Here is a 19,800-nt window from a genome sequence, read left to right as displayed (position 1 = left end):
CTAGCGGCCTCAATCTGGTAACGGCTGCCGTCGTGTTGTGGAACACGGTCTATCTGGAACGGGCTGCGCACGCGCTGCGTGGCAACGGCCATGCCGTTGATGACGCGCTGTTGCAGTACCTGTCGCCGCTCGGTTGGGAGCACATCAACCTCACCGGCGATTACCTCTGGCGCAGCAGCGCCAAGATCGGCGCGGGCAAGTTCAGGCCGCTACGACCGCTGCAACCGGCTTAGCGTGCTTTATTTTCCGTTTTCTGAGGCGACCCCCACATAGAGACCTTCCCGGTCATTCACTTTGTAGAGTTTGTCCCTGGGCTTGAGATTGCGCAGCTTGGTATCGGTCAGCATGTACCTTGTCCTTCTTCGTCTCCGATACCATGCTGAAAAAATCTCGAATTTATCGTATTTTTTCTTACGAAACAGTAACTTATAGAATATTAATACCATGAACACACAAAAGAACGCAGCATGGTATCGGCATCAATCATGGCATCGCCAAACCATAATACCAGCTTTAATGCCATGCTCAAACGGTGCTTGGCGCTTCCTCCCGTTGCCAGATCGTGCCAAACACAAACAAAAAAAAGCCCGCAATTACGCGGGCTTAGCGGCATTTCATGCCATCAGGTGCCTGGCTGTGCCAGACGCGGAATCATTCCCACTCAATCACCGGGGCCCAGTTAGGTGCTTGCGCCCAGACGGTGCTGTGGACCGGCCAGCCTTTCGTAGACATCCGGTTGCCATAATTGATGGCAATGACCGAGGTGTTTATGGGCAACAGCAAGCAGTACACGGATGAGTTCCGGGCCGAAGCGGTGAAGCAGGTGATCGAGCGTGGCTTCACGGTGGTGGACGTCGCCTCCCGGATCGGGATTCCCAAGCACACGTTGTATGGCTGGGTGCAGGCGGCCAAGAAGTCGATGCCGGCCGCTGGAGCCACGGTTGCGCCGAGCGACTCAGCCGAGATCCGCCGTCTCAAGGCCGAGCTGCGGCGGGTGACCGAGGAGCGCGACATCCTAAAAAAAGCCGCCGCGTACTTTGCCAAGGGGTAAGGGCGAAGTACGCGTTCATGCGCGCGCACATCCGCGAGTTCCGCCTGGTCGCGATGTGCCGGGTGCTGGGCGTGCACCGCAGCGGCTACTACGCCTGGTTGCGCCAAGGCGCCAGTGCCCGCGAGCGGGACGATCAGCGCCTGCTGGGGCTGATCAGGCACCACTGGCTGGCCAGCGGCGCGGTGTATGGCTATCGCAAGATCACCTTGGACCTGCGGGAAGCCGGCGAGCATTGCAGCCGGCACCGCGTCCGGCGGCTGATGAAGGCCGAGGGCCTGCGGGCGCAGGTGGGCTATGGCGGCAAGCCGCGCCACCGCGGCGGCCCGGTCGGTGCCGTGGCGAACGTGCTCAACCGGGACTTCACGCCGCACGCCCCGAACAAGGTCTGGGTCACGGACATCACCTACATCCGCACCTACGAGGGCTGGCTGTTCCTGGCGGCGGTGATGGACTTGTACTCGCGCCAGATCGTCGGTTGGGCAACCGCATCCACGATGACCAGCGACCTGGTGCTGCAGGCGCTGATGGCGGCGGCATGGCGACGCAAGCCCGGCCCGGGCGTGCTGGTCCACTCCGACCAGGGCTGCCAGTTCACCAGCAACGACTGGCAGTCGTTCCTGAAGGCGCACCGGATGGTGCCGAGCATGAGCCGTCGCGGGAACTGCCACGACAACGCCGTGGCCGAGAGCTTCTTCAGCGTCCTGAAGAAGGAGCGGATCAAGCGGCGGATCTACCCGACGCGAGCCACTGCTGCTTCGGACGTGTTCGACTACATCGAGATGTTCTACAACCCGATTCGCCGGCATGGTTCCGCTGGCGGCATGTCACCGGTAGAGTTCGAAAAGCGCTACGCGCAGAGCGGCGACTGAGTGTCTATGGAACTCTGGTCGGTCCACTGGCGAAGAATGTGCTGACGGCGACTAGGGCAAGGTGACAGCGAGTGAGGCGAAAAGCAGGTGTGTGCATGGGTCATCCAACTGTGATTTAATGGTGTATGGGCTTGAGTATACCGACATCTTCAGGCCGCGCCGATCCCCTCTAACCAAAAAGATTAAGCCATGCCGATACAGCCCACCTTACCGCTAGCGTTTTTACGCCATTTGAATTCAGATCAGCCTATTGAATGGCAGATGGATGAGGTTGGCCTCTCTAGCGCTCAAGTGTGGCGAGGGGCGTCGCAAAAAACGGCCGCGGTTTGGTATTTGAAACAGCAAGCAACGCCTTGTTTACCGAGCGATTCATTGTTATTAGAGGCGCAGAAGCTACAGTATTTTTCTGGGTTGCAGCTGGCTCCGCGTGCGGCGTTGGTGATGGCCGCAGCAGGCCAAGAGCATTTATTATTGCCATGTGCTGAAGGCGTGCTGTTGGAAGACATGGTGATGTCTGCTGCGGATACTGCGTCTCAAACCACCGCCATCCAAGCCTATGCCCTGATTTTGCGGCAGATTCATGCCTTGCCCATTGATGCTTGTCCGTTTAGTCAACGTTTGGCCGATAAAATACCGCTGGTGCAGGCCAGAATCGAGGCTGGTTTGGTCGATGCAGAAGACGTGGCGGCAGAAAATTCAGGTCATGATGTGGCCAGCCTGCAGCGTGAATGGCTGAGTTTGCGCCCTATGAATGAGGACTTAGTCGTGGTGCATGGAGACTACACGCTCAGCAATGTATTTTATGCGCCCAAAACCGGGCGCGGCCAAGTCATTGATGTGGGACGCTCGGGGGTGGGCGATCGCCATCAGGACTTGGCCATTGCTTTACGTGAGCTGGCGGATTTAGGGCCCGCAGCGCAGACGTTGTTTTTACAGGCTTATGCTTTGGCACCATTAGATGAAGCAAAACGACACTTTTATCATCTGATGGATGAATTTTTTTAAGCTTTGAGCTTCATCAGCCAGCGCCATTTGGCTCTTTAATAAGTGCTGCGGGGGCCTTTGGCTGCGCTGCTTTTGGGTTTTGGTGCGGCTGCTGGTTCGCGAACAAGCCAAGCCCTCTGCAGCATCTTCAATCCTTTACTTTAATCATCCATCAATGGCGGGGTTTTACTTTCGCCTTCTCGACGACCGATCTGCCAATAGGCGCAGGCATAGCACTCTTCACGCGTCCATCCTTGCTCCTTACGTAAGAAGTTGCGGCTGGCGCGTACGGTGGCGTGCTCGGCGGCAATGTGGGCAAAGCGGCTGTCTTGTAGCCGTGCTATGTCGGCATGGGCCTTTAAAGCCGTGGTGATGGCGCTGCCCTGGCTCGGGTCGGCATTGTGTAGCCACTGTATGTCTAGCTGGGCTGGACTACTGAGCGCTAACTCATCTTCTGGGCCATGTACTTCGGCGATCACATAGGCGTGGGCACTGGCTGATAGCCGCTCCAATAGGGCGGCGGTGGCGGGAAGGCCAGAGGCGTCGCATAAGAATACATAGTTTTGAACATTGTCTGGCACTAGGCTAATGGCTTCGGTGGCCATTACCACGCCTAACTCATCGCCGAGCTGGGCAGCATCAGCCCAGGCGCTGGCCGTACTGTGGCCGTCGTGTAGCGCAAAGTCTATGGTGAGGGTTTGTTTGTCGATGTCGATGCTGCGATGGGTGTAGGTTCGCACAATCGGGCGCTGGCGTTCGTCTTGCACCATCCACTTCATGGTGGTGAAGTCAAAATCAGGCAGTTCAAAGTCTTTTTGGCCTGGTGGCGGCAGGAAAATTTTATTGTTGCTGCCTAAGGTTGTGTGGGCAAAGCGGGCAACGTCATCGGCAGTAAACACGATGCTGACGTAGTGTGGCGTGAGGTGGTTTTTGGCCACCACGCGTAAACGGGTGAGTATAGGAAGAATAAACGCCGTTTTTCTCCAAGTCCAGCCACTGTAGACCGCGAATGACGGCCTGCTTTGCCAGTGGGTGATTCTGAATCCGGCCCGTGTAGCCATCGATCCCGCCGAAAATTTACCCGTTTTTCCCGACAGCCGGGGCCAACCCAAGCCGCCGGCATAACGCATCCCTGCCGCGGCTGAATTACCGCAGCATCGTGATCGGAATCGTTTGGGACGGGTCAGGTAAACAGACCCGGCGACAGGCCAGCCGGTGGTGCCCGGCTCTCGGGCAACGGGCTGGACTCGTTGGTTTCGGCTTTTTGCTTCAGATGGTCGAGGATCTGCTTGATCACTACCGGATCTTCAATACAGGCAATCACCTTCATGGCACCGCCGCATTCGCTGCAAGTCTCGATGTCGATTTGGAATACACGCTTGAGCCGCTGTGCCCATTTCATCGACGCTCGCCGCCCAGCGGGTGTTGGCGGCTCATCCGATACCTTGACCTTTTTGCTCCCCTTGCCCCTCATGGCAGGTGTAACCAGGGCGCGGTGCTTGCTGTTGGGCGCAAACACCCCATGAAACCGGGTAAGGTTCACACGTGGCTTCGGCACCAACGCCGACAGTCTTGCGATGAAGTCCAGCGGCTCAAAGATCACATGCGTGGTGCCGTCCCGGTACGGCGTCTTAAGCTGGTAGCGCACGTTGCCATTCTTCGTGAGCGACAGCCGTTTCTCAGACACCGCCGGGCGGCTGATGTAGTGGCACAGCCGTTCGAGTTTGCTGCGCTCATGGGCCTTGGCCGCTACGCCGGCATGTAGCGAGAAACCGGCAACCTTACCGGGCATGTCACCAAACTGATCTTCCGGGTCGCAGGCGGGCAGCGTCTGCAGGGTGAACACCTTGCGCCCTGCCTGTGGCCCCACGGCGATGCGATACGTGATGGAATGCCCCAGCAGTGGAGTCATCGCATCTTCATCCACCGCATCCAAGGCCAGGTAACTGTTTTCAGCATCCCGCTCCAGTAGGCCTTGCCGCTCCAAATAGCGGCCGACCCGATGGGCGATGGTGTGCGCCAGTTGGGTGAGTTCGGCGCTGGTCGGCGCCCTGACCCAGAGGAAGGGGTTTGGGGAGCAATGGAACCAAAAACCAACGTAAGCTCTGAATCCCACCGTAAAGGGGCTTTCCGATCTCCAGCTCACCCGCCAGGCATTACTCTCTGATCAGTGCCTCGATGATCGGGCAGATCGTTCCGCCGTCTCCCGCATCACATTGCTGCACCAGTTCGCCTAACAGTTGCTGCATGACGACCAAGTCGGCCATCTTCTGCTCGATCAACGCGAGCTTGCGTGCAGCCCGTGCTCGCGTTTCGGCACAGGCGCACGACTCATCCAGCGTCAGCAGTCCACCGACTTCCGAGAGCGTGAAACCCAGCGCCTGAGCCCGCTTGATGAAACGCAGTCGCTTCACCATGTCCACCGGATAGCGCCGATGGCCACCCAAGGGTTTGGCTGGTTCATCCAGCAGCCCGCGTCGCTGGTAGTAGCGGATCGTCTCGACGTTCACCCCGGCGGCGTCTGCCAGCTTGCCAATGGTCAGCTCTGTGGCCATCACTTTCTCCTTGATTCCGTACTTTGGTACGGAGTTTAGAATAGCACCTAGGCAATCAGGCTCAGGAGATGGGAATGGGGATGCAACTCACCGGGAAAGGCTCGCTGGTCGCGAGTTCGCTGACCGCCATCGGTGCGTCGGTGTGCTGTGTCGGGCCACTGGTGCTGTTGGCACTCGGTGTCGGCGGTACGTGGGTGGGCGCTCTGACCATGATGGAGCCACTACGCCCCCTCTTCATCGGGTTGACTCTACTGTTCCTGGGATTGGCATTCCGCAAGCTCTACCTGGTGCCACAGGTTTGTACGCCAGGTACACCCTGCGCCGATCCGCGCACGCTCGTGCGACAGCGACTCGTGTTCTGGATCGTCAGCGTGCTGCTGCTCGGCCTATTGGCCGTGCCGTGGCTCGCCCCGCTGTTCTACTGAAGGAGATTAACCATGCGCAAACTGCTGATCGCCGTGCTTTTCGCCTTGCCCTTCGTGGCGCTGGCGGCTCCCCCGAAAACCGTCACGCTCGACGTGCAGAAACCGACGTGCGGACTCTGTCCGATCACGGTCAAGAAGTCGCTGGAGAAGGTGTCCGGCGTGAGTGACGTCCAGGTCAATTTCGACCAGAAGACGGCGACCGTCACCTACGATCCCGATAAGGCCCAGCCCGAGGCACTGACTGAGGCGACCGCGAACGCGGGATACCCCTCCACAGTGCAGAAGTGAGGTCACGATGAGCGCCATTGTCCTTGAGTCCGTGCTGACTTGCCCGCGCTGCGGCTTCGCCAAGCCGGAAACCATGCCCACGGACGCCTGCCAGTTCTATTACGAGTGCAGCAACTGCAAGGCGCTGCTGCGCCCCAACCCAGGGGATTGCTGCGTTTTCTGTTCGTTCGGCTCGGTGAAGTGCCCGCCGATCCAGCAGCAGCTTGGGTGTTGCTCATAGCGTTTAGGGGGATCACAGGTCGTCGTCTGGATTACGCAGTGGCCGCAGCTCGCCGCGCGCAACTTCTTCCGGTACCGCAAAGGAATACCGCCCGAGCATGTTGATGTGCTCGTAGATCAGCGGCGATAGCCGGGCCAAATCCTCTTCCAGCACTGGATAGCCGTGCTGCTTGAGCCGTTCCACGGCCGCCGTCATGTAGAGGGTGTTCCACAGCACGATGATGTTCACCACCAGGCCCAGAGCACCGAGCTGGTCTTCCTGGCCTTCGCGGTAGCGCTGGCGGAGCTCGCCGCGTTTGCCGTGGAACACGGCGCGGGCCAGGCTGTGCCGGCCTTCGCCTCGGTTCAACTGGGTCAGGGTGGCGCGGCGCTTGGACTCGTCGTCGATATAGGTCAACGTGTGCAGAGTCTTTTCGATCCGCCCGAATTCGGCCAGCGCCTGGGCCAGCCGGGTGGGTCTATCTCCCGTTTGCAGCGTGCGCATGATGCCAGTCGCCGGCACCCGGCCGAGTTTGAGCGAGCCGGCCAGGCGCAGCAGGTCGTCCCAGTGCTCGGCGATCAGGTCGAGTTTGACCGACTGGCGGGCCAGCCCGTTGAGCTTGCCGTAGTCCGCGTCCGGGCGCGTGCGCCAGAAGCGGGTACCGCCGACATCGGCCAGCCGCGGACTGAAGTGGTAGCCAAGTAGGCGGAAGAGCCCGAACACCACATCGCTGTAGGCCCCGGTGTCGGTCATGATTTGCGTCGGCTGCAACTCGGTCTGCTGTTCCAGCACGACCGCCAGCAACACCAGGCTGTCGCGCAGCGTGCCGGGCACGGTGATGGCGTTGAGGCCGGAGAATTGGTCGGAAATCAGGTTGTACCAGGTGACACCCCGGCCGGTGCCGAAATACTTCGGATTGGGGCCGGCATGCACGGTGCGCACCGGTACGACGAAGCGCATGCCATCGGCGGAGGCGACCTCGCCGCCACCCCAGACTTGGGCCAGTTCCAGTTGGCTTTGCGCTCCGACCAGGATGGCGTTAGCCGCTGACAGGGTGTCGTCGCGGATATAATTCTGGCTGACCCAGGACAGCCGGTCACGGCGCAGCGCCGGGTTGTCGGTGCGGATCAAGGGCTCCAGGCCGGTGTTGCAGGCCCCGCCCAACAGCACCGCGCAGAGGCTGGTGACCAGGTTGTCGGCGCGTGCATTGCGTTCGGAGACATGGGTGAAGGCCTCGGAAAAGCCAGTGCGGGCGGCGATTTCCAAGAGGATTTCCGGCAGATCGACACGCGGCATCAGGTCAGACACGGCCGCCCGCAGTTGCAGCAACGAGCAGGGCTCGTCCAGCTTGTCCAGCGCCCCGAGCGACAGTTCGGTCTTGCCCTCGGTGTTCTCGCTCAGTTGAATCGCCGGGTTGTCGGGCAGGCGCGCGGCTACTGCCAGCCAGGTTGCATCCAGCTCGACGGACAAGGCGTCCAGGGTGGTTTTGGCGTCGATGGTCAGGCCCAGTGACCGGCAGATGATCGGTCGCGCCGCCAGCCATTCGGCACCGTCGAGCAGGCCAAGGCGCGGGTCGGCATAGCGCCAACTGGGCGAGACGAAGACATCGCGGCGGCGCAGGGCCGTGCGCAGCGCATCGAGCGTGCAGAACACATAGGCACCCATGTCGAGGGAGCCATCTTCGCGGGTGATGTGCTTCTGCCAAGCCTTGGCCACGATCTCCTGCGGCGCGTCATCCTCTGGCTTCCGGCGCGGCAGGTTCAGTTGCAGCCACTCCAGACTAGCCGCCACGCCCTTGCCGGCCGGGCTGAAGCCGAAGCGGATGTGCTTGAGCAGGTCGGGCAGGAAGCGGCGCACGCTGCGGTAGCGCGCTTCCAATGCAAGAAAATAGACGTCATCTACCGGGCGGATCAGCGCGTTGACCTCTTCCAGGGCCTTTTCCAGGGTGGTCCTCGGCAGGTCGTTGAACAGCCGGGCGCGCACGTTGTCATCGCTGATCGAGCTGTCCAGCACGACCTTGCACGCGGCGGCGAGCGTCGCGGCCGACCGATCCAGGTCTTTCAGGCTGCGCATGCGGGCTTTCTTGTCGGCCTTCTCCGCGTTGCTGAACAGGTCGCGCAGCAAGGCCTCCAGGACTTCCAGTGCGTCGTCGTGCGCAGTCGCCTCCAGGCAGAGTGCGAAGGCCACCAGTGTCGCCATCCGCCGCGACGCCGGCAGCCGATTAATCGCGGTGACCTTGGCCGTGTTGGCGAAGCGGGCCAGGGCGGCGATACGGCTGGGAGGGATGTGCGCCGCCGCCGGCAAGGTGATGCCGATGCCGCGCACGTCATCGAGCCGGCGCAGTGCCCGAATCAACGCGGGGCCACTGACCATGACCGGGCCGGAGCGCAATTGATCCAGCCGGGAGCTGCGGTTGCCTTCGGCCACCGTCAGCAAGTCTTGCAGTTGCAATCGCTGTTCCTCAGTCACGCTGCGGCCCAGCGTAAACCAGAGGCGTTCTTCGACCCGACTGCGCAACTGGGCGATAAAGCGCTCTAGTTGAGACACACCAGGCAGGAGGACTTTCTGTGTGAACAGCCACGAGGTGGCTCGCTCAAACAGCACTCCCGGCCGGTCGGTGCCCGTCCAGCAGAGGGCATACAGCCAGCGGCTCAAGCGAAAGCCGATGCCCGGATCGGTGAAATGACGATAGCCAAAGCGGTTCTGAATATCGGTGGCATGTATCCAGCGGCGATGATCGCTATAGCGCTGGAGGCAGTCGGGGTCTGGAATCGCCAGTTGTCGGCAAAGCACCTGCAGGACTTCCACCGGCACGGCGGCGGGCTTGTCCGGCAGAACGCCAACGAAGCGGACGGTGGTCAGCAGAACGGCATAACCCAGACGGTTATGGTTACCCCGCAGCACCTGGATGGCTTCACGGTCTTCATCGCTCAGGTGGAAGTAACGTTCCAGCTCTTCACGGCTGGGCGAATCAACATAGCGGCCAAAACCGTCGCGTTGCTCTTGAGTCAGAAAACCGACCGGCATTGATCACAGCACCTCGACGCAGAACACGGCGGGCGTGACGATCCGCGTGCGTTCGATGTGCCCGCGTTGCAGCAGGCCGGCGCGGCGATCACCGGTTACCAGGTAGTCCGCATCGCCCGCCAAGGCCATGGCCAGCAAAAACGAGTCATCCGGATCATCGGCTTCGACCTCGATGGTCAGGCGCTCCAGTACCACAGCCCGTTGCAGGTTATTGATCATGGCGCCCACCTTGGCGGGCTGTAGGATGGCCTGAAGCTTGGGATAGCGGCTGGCTCGACGAATTTCATCGAGTTGCATCCGCGAGGTCACCACCTCGAAACGCGCCGCCCGCCAGGCACGGTAGATCGCATCGGGCGCGCCATGTGGCGAGATCAGGGCGCTGAACAGGATGTTGGTATCCAACACGACCCGCATCAGCGCTTACGTGCCCAGTCGAGCGCTTCGTCAACCGCGTTGGTCAATTCTGCCTCACTCAGATGGGCGTTAGCGGCCTTGGCCTGCTCAGCGCTCAGCTCCAGGATGTGTGCCCGTACCGCTTCTTCGATGAAGCGCGACAGGTCGCCCTTACGGCCGCCGCCCTGGCTGGCCAGAAACATCCGAAGCGACTGGTCGGTGTCGGCCGAGACGGCGACATTCCAGCGAATGGTATTCATAGCGTTCTCCGCTAATAGGTGTTTGTGTGTTTATACGCCAATCACAAAGGGCGATGCAATGGTTCGACAAAACGAAGGTTTTGCCGAACTCTATCGAGGAATGGCTCGGTTCGTTAAGCTCCCCGCGCTACGGTTCAAATAACTGGTACGCTTAATCAAAGTTCAACTATTACTAACGTAGTCGAGTAAACAGTACTTTTGATGAAGATCGGTTATGCGCGAGTGAGCACTCGGGATCAGAAAGCCGACCTACAAGTCGATGCCCTGAAACAGGCCGGGTGCGAACGCATCTACCAAGACATCGCCAGCGGCGCGAAAAGCGCCCGGCCGGAGTTGGACAAACTGCTGGCCAACGTGCGGCCGGGTGATGCCGTGGTGATCTGGAAGCTGGATCGCCTTGGGCGTTCCCTCAAGCACCTGGTCGAGTTGGTCGGCGAGCTGGCAGAGCGCAAGGTCGGCTTACAGAGCCTGAATGACCCCATCGACACCACCCACGCCCAAGGCCGCCTGGTGTTCAACCTGTTCGCCTCGCTGGCGGAGTTCGAGCGCGAGCTGATCCGCGAGCGGACTCAGGCGGGTCTGTCGGCCGCACGGGCGCGTGGCCGGATCGGTGGCCGTCCCAAGGGCCTGCCAGCCAAGGCTGAGGCCACCGCCATGGCGGCCGAAACCCTCTACCGCGAAGGTCGCCTGAGCGTCAGCGCGATCGGCGAGAAGCTGCACATCTCCAAGAGCACGCTGTACAGCTACCTGCGCCACCGTGGTGTCGAGATCGGCGCGTACCAGAAGAGCGCCAGGTCACGCGACCAGCAGCCTTCGGCCGCGTCGCCGGCAGAGCCGCCCGCCGCCGAGCGGGTGGCCACCGTCACCCTGCGCCTCGCGGTGGTGAATAACAGCAAGTTCGTGCGCGGCCGGAAGCGGGCCACGGAGAACATTGAGCGCTACTGCCTGGAGCCCTATGGCATGAAGCGGCTGGATGCCGGCCACTATGAGTTGACCATTCCGTATCGGAGCGACGATGAGCTGGACAAGAGCGTGCATGACCTGCTGACCGAGATCAGCCAGGAGGCCGACATGCGCAACTGTTTTGTCGAGATGGGCGCCTGGGAAGAAGACACCGAAAAGCGTTGGTAGGGCTTACGTTGGTTTTTGGTTCCATTGCTCCCCAAACCCCAAGTTCAGGCCGCTACGACCGCTGCAACCGGCTTAGCGTGCTTTATTTTCCGTTTTCTGAGGCGACCCCTAGTGGCCTCTCGGCAAAACCAGCCTGTCGTAGAGCTTGTCCATAACATCCCCCTGAACAATGCGTGCCATAGGTTTTGGGCATATGGGCCAATCATTGCTCCCAGCATTGTTGTCGTACTGGCCAGCCTCATTCTCTCACAGCCGGTCCAAACCAGTGCCCAGACGAGGATGCCAGGCTGCTAACGGCTAGCGGGGGCGCAATACCCAGACGTGCGAAACAAGTCTGACAGGGAGGGGAAGCCTCAAGTCACAGGGAGCAGCCTAGCTGCCGCTCTAGGACGGTCTTTATAGTCAATTATAGAGTGATTATAGAATCATTCATTCCGGCTGCCTGATTTGCCGCGACCGGTTCAACTGAAGGATCTTCTGAGGTTGTTAATCGACCTCATTCCTAAGCATCAGGGAACTGTTTGTTCCTACACCTGTAACCCACGTCGGCACCAACCATGTTTTCCTCGCCGTGTAGCAGCGATCGACCTGGGTGACACACGTCAGAATCGCCGCATCGCGATACCCATGTGGTTTTTTAAAATTGTGATATTAATCATATGGATAGAGGGGAAGTGAGTGAATTTTCCCCTTATCTCGGCATGACCCCGACAGTAGGCGATGCCGCAACGCGCTTCATCGACCTATGTAAAACGACTCCTTTATCGAAATAGTGCACTCATCGCTCTCCACGGCGATCCCTTCATCGCGAATTGCACCGCCCAAGACGATCTGCACTGAAATCAATACTTTCTGATGCCTCTTGATTAGAGATGCCAGCCATAATAATCTCATCGCCAACGCATACGGCGTTCGGCAGCCAACACACTCTCACTCACTACTGGAAGCTCAGACATGAAAACCATAGGCATTGAAAACTCGAAGTCCAGCGTACAGGCCCACTTAACGCTTGGAACCAAAACTATGGGGCTAGGTATCTATGGCGCGTACTTGGCTCTCGCTATTATTTACTTCTGGTTCGGCGGCATGAAATTTACCCACTACGAGGCCGAGGGCCTGGTTCCACTGGTGAGCAACAGCCCGCTTTTGGGATGGGTGTATAGCATTTTTTCGGTCGACATGTTCTCCAGCCTGCTCGGCATACTAGAGATTTCGATCGGCACTCTGATCGCAGGCCGCATGCTGTCGCCCAAACTATCCGTGGTAGGAGGCGCTCTGTCTGCAGGCCTGTTCTTCACAACCCTTAGCTTTATGTTTTCCACTCCGGGCGTCATTGAGCCTAGTTTAGGGTTTCCGGCGATTTCCGTTGCGCCAGGTCAGTTTCTGCTTAAAGACTTAGGGTTGCTTGCTGTTTCGATATTTGTGGCAGGCCATTCGCTGGTTGAACTGGAAAAACGTAAAATTAATGCATAATTTTTTCAATGGCTTAAGGCAGTAATGCCTTAGGCCTTTTTGCCATCATTTTCCCCCGCCAGATCTTTCAACCAGTCACGAGGGCTCAACCCCGTCTTGCGTCTAAATGCGCGAGACAGCGCCGAAGGACTTTCGTAGCCGACTTGAGCTGCAATCAGCGTAATCGAGCGCCCTTCTCGCATCAGCTTCTGAGCCAGGCTAACTCGCCAACTCAACAAATAATCAGCAGGCGTCTGTCCGATGACACTCTTGAAATGCACGGCATACGCAGCGCGTGACATATTTGACTCACTGGCCAGCTCTGCTATTGACCAGGCATGTTCCGGGGAGTTGTGCATCTGTAAAAGCGATCGGGCAAGCCGCATGTCGGCCAGTCCAGCCATCATTCCGGTGCGCAACTGGTGATGATCGAGCAGGTAACGGAGCAACAGAATGATTAGGAGCTCAAATAAGCGCTCAAGCGCGGCTTCCCTTCCACAATGCACATTTGCCGCCTCGGCAAACATCCACTCCAACGTGTCTGCCAGCATGGGCAGATCATCGAGTGCGAGCACCAAACAGTCCGGTAATGAAGCCGACAAAGGATTATCAATTCCGCCCTCAAACTCCATGGAAGCACACAACAACTTTGCGCCATCGGACTCACCCGCAAACAATTGATGCTTGGCGGGGCGTGGCATAAAAATCAAGCTAGGGCGAGTGAGCTGCAAATCCTTGCGATCGGGACCAAGCAACGTCACGCTGCCGGCCTGAAGCAGATGGATATAACCTCGCCGCTCGGCGCCATCGTAAGATGCAGAGCCGCATAGGTCGCCGTCATAGAACAGATTGGCCCGCACGCCGAACCGCGAGAGCAAATTAGACAAACGATCCATTGGCCGATCCTTGACGAGTCAGAACGCACAGACCATACCATCTGCGTTGTCGTTCAGTGCCTGTAGCGAACATGCCGGCGTAAATCAGCCAACGGATAAAGTGATCACTGAGCAGCTCAGCCTCCCTTTCCAGTTCGGCTGTTAAAAAAACAACACCGTTGTTTGAAAGCACCAGCAAATCAAGTGCTCACTCTTCTATTTTACGGGGTTGTACGCCGGAATCCCAGAAATTTCCGTCAGCCCAGCTCCAGTCCCGCCACGAGCGCATCCAGGTCGATGAACTTGCCGTCAGTCTGGAAGGTGTAATGCCCGTTCAGCAGGATGTGCCGCCAGGCCGCTGGCGACATCTGCGTGATCAACGCCAGCGCCTTGGCATTGCCAGCTGCCTCCTACTTCGTCAGCAGCAGGGACAGGATCGCCGAGTTGTAGAAGATGATCGCGTTGCCGATCAGCCTGGCGCACTGGTTGCTGATCTCGATTTCGATGTCGGTGCGGCCGGTCAATTCCTTCTTCCCACCGACTTGGGCGATGGTCGAGCGTAGCTGGTGATAGGACTCAATGCGGTTCTGCGAGCGGTGAACATTACGCTCCAGTTGCGGGTCGCGCAGGTAGCGCAGTGTGTAGATACTGCGGATGAGCTTGTCGAACTCGAAGATTGCGCGCCGCGTCGGGTTCGGCGCCGTATAGGTGCACAGCTTGCGGATCAGCGTGCCCTGCGTCATTTCCTTCAGGCCCAGTGTGGCGACGATTCGGTCGATGTTCGCCTTCTCACCGACGATGAGTTGCCGGTCGATCTGGCCAGCCGGCCGGATCAGGCATTTCTCGTACAATGCCAGATCATCGGCGCAATACAGCTCCTGCAACTGGTCGTCGAGGTCGGTGAAGCGCGGCTCGAAACGAAGTCCGAACCAGTGCAGGATGGCGAAGTTGGCCTTGTTGATGCTGTGCATGTCGCCGGTGATCGCGCTCGGCACGATGTCCGACGTGTTGCGGTACCAGATGTCGAACACGTGGTGAGCCTCGTACTCGTGTGCGCCTATCAGGTAGCCGTTCAACGGCACGTGATTGCACAGCAGCGTGTAGGCGACGACGCCCTTGCCGCGGCCGAAATATTTGCGCGAGTAGCGCGCCTTCACAGTTGGTCGCTCGACGCCGAATTTCTGCCCATCAACGGCACCGTACAACGAATCGAGGTCGAACGAGTAATGCGGGAAGATCGGCAGTGCGGCGATGGCGTTGCTGATGCAATCGTTGGCCACATGTAGCGTCGCCTGGCGCAGGTACTGCTGGTAGGTACTCTCCAGGACGTGGTACGGGATGTCGCTGGTACGTGCCATAACCTGGTTGCCGTGGTTCATGGCTTGGGCAATGATCACCGCCATCAGACTGTCGGCGTCGGCTACCTTCTTCGCATAGCGTGGCTGCAATGGTGTCAGCGCCGACAGGAACTGGCACTGGCCGTTGACGAAGCGAAACACGTCGGCGACATCGCAGTATGGCAGTTGCTCGTAGAGAGCTTGCTCGCGCGCCTTCTGGTTCTCCCCCTTGGGCTTGCGCCAGGTCAGTCTCTGCGTGTCCTTGTCGTATTCCAGGTGCGTCAGCTTGCCCTGTTTCAGCTCGCGATTGAACGCCACCCATTGCGCACGCAACTCGGTCGCCAGTGCATCGAGCTGGGCACTGACCGGCTGCCGCAGGAAGGGGATGTCCATCTGCGCGAGCACGGCGGCTTTCTCGTCCATCGAAACCAACTCGTCGGACAAATGCCGGTGCTGCAAGCTATCGTCAATGTAGAGCTCGCCCGCCTGGAAGCGTTTCCTGACCTGACGGTAAAGCCAGAATTCGTAACGATCGGCATGCAGGCCTGTCGGCGTGCCTTCGGCATCGAACATCAGCAGGTACGGACGCAAGCGTTTCGGCAGCGTTGCCGCCGGACATTCGTCGAGTGGCCGTTGTGATAGGCGCTGCTGCTTGGCGAACACGCTCTTGGCCCAAGTCAGCGCCGCGAGCCATGGGTTATCGGGGGCCGTGCCGGCGAAGTCGAGCGCGACGTACAGCGGCCGTAGATGGCGTCGAATGCGTTCGGCCAGGCCGTCCACCGCCTGCCAGTGCAGCGCCAGTTTGTTCAGTGGCTTGACGCTCATGCGCTGCGCCGTGTTTTGCAGCAATTCCCTGGACATGATTTTGTAGGCGCGTTGGCGCACCTCGCCGAACGGCGTCGGATCGGCCACGCTGTCGTCCACGTACAGCGACAGCAGGCGGCCAACCTGCGGCGTTTCCTGATGGCGTCGCAGCTGTTCGGCGACAAAGGACTGTTTCGCACCCGTGCGGCTCTCGTCCTCAAGTTTTTTCATGTGGAAGGCCATCGCGTCGACCAGGTTGTCGGTGAGCTGCCGGTAACGTACCCAGGCATAGCACAGCAGGTAGAGCCGGGTCTGCTCCGCCTTCAGGTGGCGCAGGTCATGGACGGTATAGAAGTTCGCCAGGCTCGCGTAGTACAGCAGGTTCTGCTGCGAGATGCCGAGCTTGGGCAGCAGCGCCTTGGCGATCCCGTGCAAGGACTTCAGCGTGGCGCGCTTCTCGCGCTCCCCTGCCATCTGACGCCAGCCGAAATCTTTAGCGTCCTGCTTGAGCGCTGCCAGTTGAGACAGGGTGTCGTCACGCACCAGGAGCTGGCCCAGCGCAGCTTTGGCCGATTCGTCCAACACTTCTGCCAGCAAGCCGCCCAAGCGCCTGCGTTCGGTGGACAGGGCTTCACTGACCAGCTCTTGTAAGGTGGTGTGGCCGGGCCGGATGATTTTGTGCTCGCTGAGCCAAACGATCAGTTCGGCGGCCACGAATCCTGGCATTACGTCGCGCCGCACGATCTGTTCAGCCTGCTGTGCCAGTTGCGGCAGGAAGCTAGCCGCCCACGACCGGTAGCCGAACAGTTCGGCGATCTGACCCCTCTGGCTGTAGTGCTCATGCTTGGTGATCGCCTTGCGTTCGAACGCTTCGCCGTGGAAATAGCGACTCAGCACGAAGGCGCAATCGTCCTCGACCTCATGCCAATCGAAGCGGAAGAAAGCATGCTTGGCCTTGAAGTAGCCGATCTGCAAGACGCAATAGACTTGGGCCTGCAGGCTAGGCCGGCTGCTGGCGAACGCCAGTTCAGATTCGGCCAACGCCAGGTATTCCAGCCGCTGAGCATCGTCGAAGTCCGGTAGGCCGTACAAGGCTTCCTGCTCTGCGTCAGAAAAGACGGTGAGTAGCTTATTCTTGTTGCTCATCGACCGTCCTTCCCGCACCACGCCAACCTGCTCGCGTCAATGTTTCGATCAACGTAGTGCGCTTGACATTGAAGTTGCGGCACACCGCCGCCTTAGACATGCCGCCATCGAGCGCGGCGACGATGGCGTCCAGCTTCTCACCAGTGATCGCCTGCGGCCGGCCGCCGATCCGGCCGCGTTTGCGTGCGGCGGCCAAGCCCGCGACGACGCGCTCCTGAATCAAGGCGCGCTCGTACTGCGCGAGCGCACCGAACACCTGGAACAGGAATTCGCCCGAGGGCGTCGTAGTGTCCAGGTTCTCTGTCAGCGAGCGGAACGCCACCCGCTTGTCCTTGAGCGAAGTCACAATGGCGAGCAGGTGCGACAGCGAGCGACCGAGCCGGTCGAGTTTCCACACCACCAGCACATCGCCGGCTCGAACGAACTCAAGCGCCCGCGCCAAGCCGGCACGGTCATCCTTCGCGCCAGAGGCACGATCCTCAAACAGGTGACGCGGATCGACGCCGGCGGCGAGCAGCGCGTCGCGCTGCAAGTCCGTGCTCTGGCGGTCGGAGTCCGACGACACGCGCATGTAGCCAACCAACATAGGCGGATAACCATCAAAAACAGGTTTCCGCATAATAGTGAATAGCGATAGAGTTTTCCGTACATTTTTGAGGGGGTGTTGCACAGGTAGCACAGCGGCGGCTGACAGCCTGTCGCAAAACAAATGTTTTACGACACCTCCTTGAGGTTGCCGCGTTTACATCATTACCTGAACAGGTATAAAATTCCGTCATGACAAACAAAGAAAAACCGCTCGAATGGATCGCGAGCAGCCACAAGGATTTGATGGCGTTGCCGTCCGACGTGCGTCGCCGTTTCGGTTACGCGCTCTCGTTGGCGCAGATAGGCGATCAGGATGACGCAGCAAAGGTGCTCAAGGGGTTCGGTGGTGCCGGCGTGCTGGAGGTCGTCGAAGACGATGCCGGCGGCACCTATCGAGCGGTATACACGGTCAAGTTTGCGGAAGCGGTGTTCGTCCTGCACTGCTTCCAGAAGAAGAGCAAGAGCGGAATCGCCACGCCAAAGGCCGACATGGACATCATCCGCGCTCGGCTGAAGGTGGCCGAGGTATTGGCACAGGAGCTACGAAATGCAAAAACGAATCATTGAAGGCGTCGAGGTTCAGCGCAGCTCGGGCAACGTCTTTGCCGACCTTGGACTGCCTGACGCTGAAAAGCTCAAGATCAAGACCGGCCTGGTGGTCGAGATCAGGAGGGCCATGCGCGCCCTTGGGCTGACTCAACAAGCGGCGGCCAAACGCATGGGCATCCCGCAACCGAAGGTGTCGGGCATGATGCGCGGCGACTTCACCAATCTATCCGAACGCAAGCTGATGGATTGTCTGAATCGCCTCGGCTACGACATCGAAATCAAGGTACGGCCAGCAGCCGAGCCGATCGGGCATCTAACGCTCGCAACCGCTTAATCGGAGCTCTCCTGATGGCAGCCCGCATCACCGACGACGAATGGGACGAACTGACTCCCGAGAATTTCGATACCACGGCACTGCTGCGTGCAGTCGATGCCGTGGACGTGCTGCGCGGCGATTTGAATGACAGCGCAGACGGCGCACCTCCGCAACTGCGCACCGACCTGTTGAAGCTGCATCAACTGGCAATGGCCGCGTTCAACGAGGGATCACGCAGCCGAGTGGCTGAGCTATTTGATCTCGCCGTGGATCTTCAGGATCAGGTTGATCATCTGATGACCTCGCTGGAACAAGTGCAAGAAACCCTGTCCCGGTGACGGCGCTCTACCCAGAAAGCCTGTCCTGAATGTTCTTGGAGACAACCACATCATGAGCCGCAGCCGCCGCAAAACGCCCATCGTTGGGCACACGACCTGCCGTAGCGAGCGCGAGGACAAGAAACTCTGGCATCAGCGCTGGCGAACCCACGAGCGCACCGCGCTGGCCAGCGCGTCGCCGGAAGCTCTATGCGCCCATCTGCCTCTACTGGAAAACCAGGTCAGCAACGTCTGGTCGATGGGTAAGGATGGCCGCTCCTACTGGCCCATCAAGCGCCAGGCCGCCACGGCGGATCGCATTGCCAACCACAAGGGACGCAATCCGCAAGAGCGCGCCTCCCTGAAAAAGCGTCTGCTGCGCAAGTGGATGAGCAAATGAACCTGTCCACCATCGAGGCGCTGGCTATCGCTTGGGCGCGAATCGCTGAAGAAGCAGAACTCCCAGCCGGCTACGAGGGCACGGCGACGCCAGAGGCGCATCGGGCCTGCGAGGTGATCCAGGAGCGGATTCGAGAGCACGTCGTCGCCACCAATGACATGCGGCTGTTCGGCCTGCTGCACCTGCTTGGGCAGGCGTCGCTGCGCATGGAGCAAGCGCTGTGGCCGGAAGAATATGCGCGGATGACCCGCGAGGTCGAGGAAGCTCTCCGAGAGGCCGACGACCCCAACGCCAAGTCGTACACCCACGAAGAAGTCATGCAGGCGATGCAGGAACGCATCGACCGAGCGCGAGACAAAGCCATGTTGATCGGCTGACGGAAATTTCGGCGGTTCCGGCTGATCCAAGAATCTTGGCGTGACCTTACCTCCGCTCTACCGCTGGGTGCCAGCCTCGGCGCACGCCTAACCACCCAACTCAGAAAGGAAAATAAGTTGGTAAAACGCATTCCCGTATCCGAGCTTCGTCTCGGCATGTACATCCACAAGCTCGCCTGCTCTTGGGTTCGACACCCATTCTGGCGCGGCAGCTTCCTGCTGACCGAGCCTCAGGATCTCTCTGCCATTCGAGAATGTGGCGTCGGGGAGGTCTGGGTCGACTTGGCCAAAAGCCAAGTCGACCCAGAGAGCCCAGAGAGCCCAGAGAGCCCAGAGAGCCCAGAGCCCAGAGCCCAGAGCCCAGAGCCCAGAGCCCAGAGCCCAGAGAATTGTCGGAGGAGCAATCTCTGCCGTCTAGTCCACTAAGCAAGAAAAGTGACGGCGCAACCTCAATGGA

General features: G+C 59.6%; 21 protein-coding genes and 3 pseudogenes. 14 read left to right on the top strand and 10 right to left on the bottom strand.

The window, feature by feature from the left end:
- A partial coding sequence (locus APH25_RS23130; protein ID WP_156333263.1) for a Tn3 family transposase occupies window positions 1–233 on the top strand: 233 nt, incomplete at its 5' end.
- Between the two features lie 27 nt (window positions 234–260).
- Here APH25_RS23130 and APH25_RS25760 read toward each other — a convergent pair.
- Window positions 261–347: pseudogene (locus APH25_RS25760) on the bottom strand (Arm DNA-binding domain-containing protein); the annotation flags it as partial.
- Window positions 348–769: 422 nt separating this feature from the next.
- Here APH25_RS25760 and APH25_RS23115 point away from each other — a divergent pair.
- Together APH25_RS23115 and APH25_RS23110 are read left to right on the top strand one after the other, a co-directional pair.
- Window positions 770–1,920, top strand: a protein-coding gene (locus APH25_RS23115) for an IS3 family transposase (protein WP_256217609.1) whose coding sequence is annotated in 2 segments (ribosomal slippage) — window positions 770–1,016 and window positions 1,016–1,920 — 1,152 coding nt in all. Because the reading frame shifts where the segments join, the coding sequence is not laid out codon by codon here.
- 189 nt (window positions 1,921–2,109) lie between these two features.
- A complete protein-coding gene (locus APH25_RS23110; RefSeq protein WP_082428419.1) occupies window positions 2,110–2,925 on the top strand; it encodes an APH(3') family aminoglycoside O-phosphotransferase in 816 nt (271 codons plus the stop codon).
- Between the two features lie 140 nt (window positions 2,926–3,065).
- Here the strand turns inward: APH25_RS23110 and APH25_RS23105 are convergent, their stop codons facing one another.
- The 3 genes from APH25_RS23105 to merR are packed head-to-tail and all read right to left on the bottom strand — an operon-like array spanning window position 3,066 to window position 5,459.
- Window positions 3,066–4,034, bottom strand: coding sequence for a siderophore-interacting protein (locus tag APH25_RS23105; RefSeq protein WP_082428418.1), 969 nt, complete (start codon window positions 4,032–4,034; stop codon window positions 3,066–3,068).
- A gap of 53 nt (window positions 4,035–4,087) precedes the next feature.
- On the bottom strand, window positions 4,088–5,020 hold the full coding sequence (locus APH25_RS23100; protein WP_082428417.1) for a transposase: 933 nt from the start codon (window positions 5,018–5,020) through the stop codon (window positions 4,088–4,090).
- Between the two features lie 40 nt (window positions 5,021–5,060).
- Window positions 5,061–5,459 (bottom strand): Hg(II)-responsive transcriptional regulator, encoded by a 399-nt coding sequence (gene merR, locus APH25_RS23095; RefSeq protein ID WP_003089120.1) that lies wholly within the window; start codon window positions 5,457–5,459, stop codon window positions 5,061–5,063.
- Between the two features lie 74 nt (window positions 5,460–5,533).
- Here merR and APH25_RS23090 point away from each other — a divergent pair, with 74 nt between their 5' ends.
- The 3 genes from APH25_RS23090 to APH25_RS23080 are packed head-to-tail and all read left to right on the top strand — an operon-like array spanning window position 5,534 to window position 6,392.
- On the top strand, window positions 5,534–5,884 hold the full coding sequence (locus tag APH25_RS23090) for a mercuric transporter MerT family protein (RefSeq protein WP_003089115.1): 351 nt from the start codon (window positions 5,534–5,536) through the stop codon (window positions 5,882–5,884).
- Between the two features lie 12 nt (window positions 5,885–5,896).
- On the top strand, window positions 5,897–6,172 hold the full coding sequence (gene merP / locus APH25_RS23085) for a mercury resistance system periplasmic binding protein MerP (protein WP_045889478.1): 276 nt from the start codon (window positions 5,897–5,899) through the stop codon (window positions 6,170–6,172).
- Between the two features lie 7 nt (window positions 6,173–6,179).
- Entirely contained in the window at window positions 6,180–6,392 is a 213-nt protein-coding gene (locus APH25_RS23080) for a GDCCVxC domain-containing (seleno)protein (RefSeq protein ID WP_003089113.1), read from the top strand.
- 12 nt (window positions 6,393–6,404) lie between these two features.
- Here APH25_RS23080 and APH25_RS23075 read toward each other — a convergent pair whose 3' ends face one another.
- Genes APH25_RS23075 through APH25_RS23065 form a run of 3 tightly spaced genes read right to left on the bottom strand, consistent with a single transcriptional unit; the run spans window position 6,405 to window position 10,051 of the window.
- The gene (locus tag APH25_RS23075; protein ID WP_003299771.1) at window positions 6,405–9,398 is read right to left on the bottom strand and encodes a Tn3 family transposase; all 2,994 of its coding nucleotides are present in this window, start codon (window positions 9,396–9,398) and stop codon (window positions 6,405–6,407) included.
- 3 nt (window positions 9,399–9,401) lie between these two features.
- Window positions 9,402–9,812: a putative toxin-antitoxin system toxin component, PIN family gene (locus APH25_RS23070; protein ID WP_003150546.1), complete on the bottom strand. Its 411-nt coding sequence runs from the start codon at window positions 9,810–9,812 to the stop codon at window positions 9,402–9,404.
- Complete coding sequence (locus APH25_RS23065; protein ID WP_003089107.1) at window positions 9,812–10,051, bottom strand: ribbon-helix-helix domain-containing protein; 240 nt, start codon at window positions 10,049–10,051, stop codon at window positions 9,812–9,814. Before APH25_RS23065 ends, APH25_RS23070 begins: the two co-directional genes overlap by 1 nt.
- 201 nt (window positions 10,052–10,252) lie before the next feature.
- On the opposite strand from APH25_RS23065, the gene APH25_RS23060 reads away from it, so the two are divergent.
- Both APH25_RS23060 and APH25_RS23055 read left to right on the top strand, forming a co-directional pair.
- A complete protein-coding gene (locus APH25_RS23060) occupies window positions 10,253–11,182 on the top strand; it encodes a recombinase family protein (protein WP_003150544.1) in 930 nt (309 codons plus the stop codon).
- Between the two features lie 954 nt (window positions 11,183–12,136).
- Window positions 12,137–12,655 (top strand): YkgB family protein, encoded by a 519-nt coding sequence (locus APH25_RS23055; protein ID WP_003464991.1) that lies wholly within the window; start codon window positions 12,137–12,139, stop codon window positions 12,653–12,655.
- A gap of 29 nt (window positions 12,656–12,684) precedes the next feature.
- On the opposite strand, the gene APH25_RS23050 is transcribed toward APH25_RS23055, so the two are convergent.
- The 3 genes and pseudogenes from APH25_RS23050 to APH25_RS23040 all read right to left on the bottom strand — a co-directional run bounded on the left by APH25_RS23050 (window position 12,685) and on the right by APH25_RS23040 (window position 17,382).
- The gene (locus APH25_RS23050) at window positions 12,685–13,530 is read right to left on the bottom strand and encodes an AraC family transcriptional regulator (protein WP_003464995.1); all 846 of its coding nucleotides are present in this window, start codon (window positions 13,528–13,530) and stop codon (window positions 12,685–12,687) included.
- 236 nt (window positions 13,531–13,766) lie between these two features.
- Window positions 13,767–16,796: pseudogene (locus APH25_RS23045) on the bottom strand (Tn3 family transposase).
- A complete protein-coding gene (locus tag APH25_RS23040; protein ID WP_010465829.1) occupies window positions 16,780–17,382 on the bottom strand; it encodes a recombinase family protein in 603 nt (200 codons plus the stop codon). The pseudogene APH25_RS23045 and the gene APH25_RS23040 overlap by 17 nt, the downstream one beginning before the upstream one ends.
- A gap of 191 nt (window positions 17,383–17,573) precedes the next feature.
- Between APH25_RS23040 and APH25_RS23035 the strand changes: the two genes are divergently transcribed.
- From APH25_RS23035 to APH25_RS26130, 6 genes and pseudogenes are all read left to right on the top strand, one after another.
- A complete protein-coding gene (locus tag APH25_RS23035) occupies window positions 17,574–17,951 on the top strand; it encodes a type II toxin-antitoxin system RelE/ParE family toxin (RefSeq protein WP_003151133.1) in 378 nt (125 codons plus the stop codon).
- Window positions 17,932–18,267, top strand: coding sequence for a helix-turn-helix domain-containing protein (locus tag APH25_RS23030; protein ID WP_001172026.1), 336 nt, complete (start codon window positions 17,932–17,934; stop codon window positions 18,265–18,267). Before APH25_RS23035 ends, APH25_RS23030 begins: the two co-directional genes overlap by 20 nt.
- Before the next feature lie 14 nt (window positions 18,268–18,281).
- Window positions 18,282–18,616: pseudogene (locus APH25_RS23025) on the top strand (transposase).
- Window positions 18,617–18,639: 23 nt separating this feature from the next.
- Complete coding sequence (locus tag APH25_RS23020; protein WP_000091614.1) at window positions 18,640–18,966, top strand: hypothetical protein; 327 nt, start codon at window positions 18,640–18,642, stop codon at window positions 18,964–18,966.
- On the top strand, window positions 18,963–19,343 hold the full coding sequence (locus APH25_RS23015) for a hypothetical protein (RefSeq protein ID WP_001054412.1): 381 nt from the start codon (window positions 18,963–18,965) through the stop codon (window positions 19,341–19,343). The genes APH25_RS23020 and APH25_RS23015 overlap by 4 nt, the downstream gene beginning before the upstream one ends.
- Before the next feature lie 156 nt (window positions 19,344–19,499).
- Window positions 19,500–19,769: a DUF3391 domain-containing protein gene (locus APH25_RS26130; protein ID WP_240214642.1), complete on the top strand. Its 270-nt coding sequence runs from the start codon at window positions 19,500–19,502 to the stop codon at window positions 19,767–19,769.
- The last annotated feature ends 31 nt before the right edge of the window (window positions 19,770–19,800 follow it).

This window comes from Pseudomonas sp. NBRC 111119, assembly GCF_001320125.1.
Lineage (GTDB): Bacteria > Pseudomonadota > Gammaproteobacteria > Pseudomonadales > Pseudomonadaceae > Aquipseudomonas > Aquipseudomonas parafulva.
The sequence above is the reverse complement of the archived record's forward strand: the minus strand, read 5'-3'. Positions and strand labels throughout refer to the sequence as shown.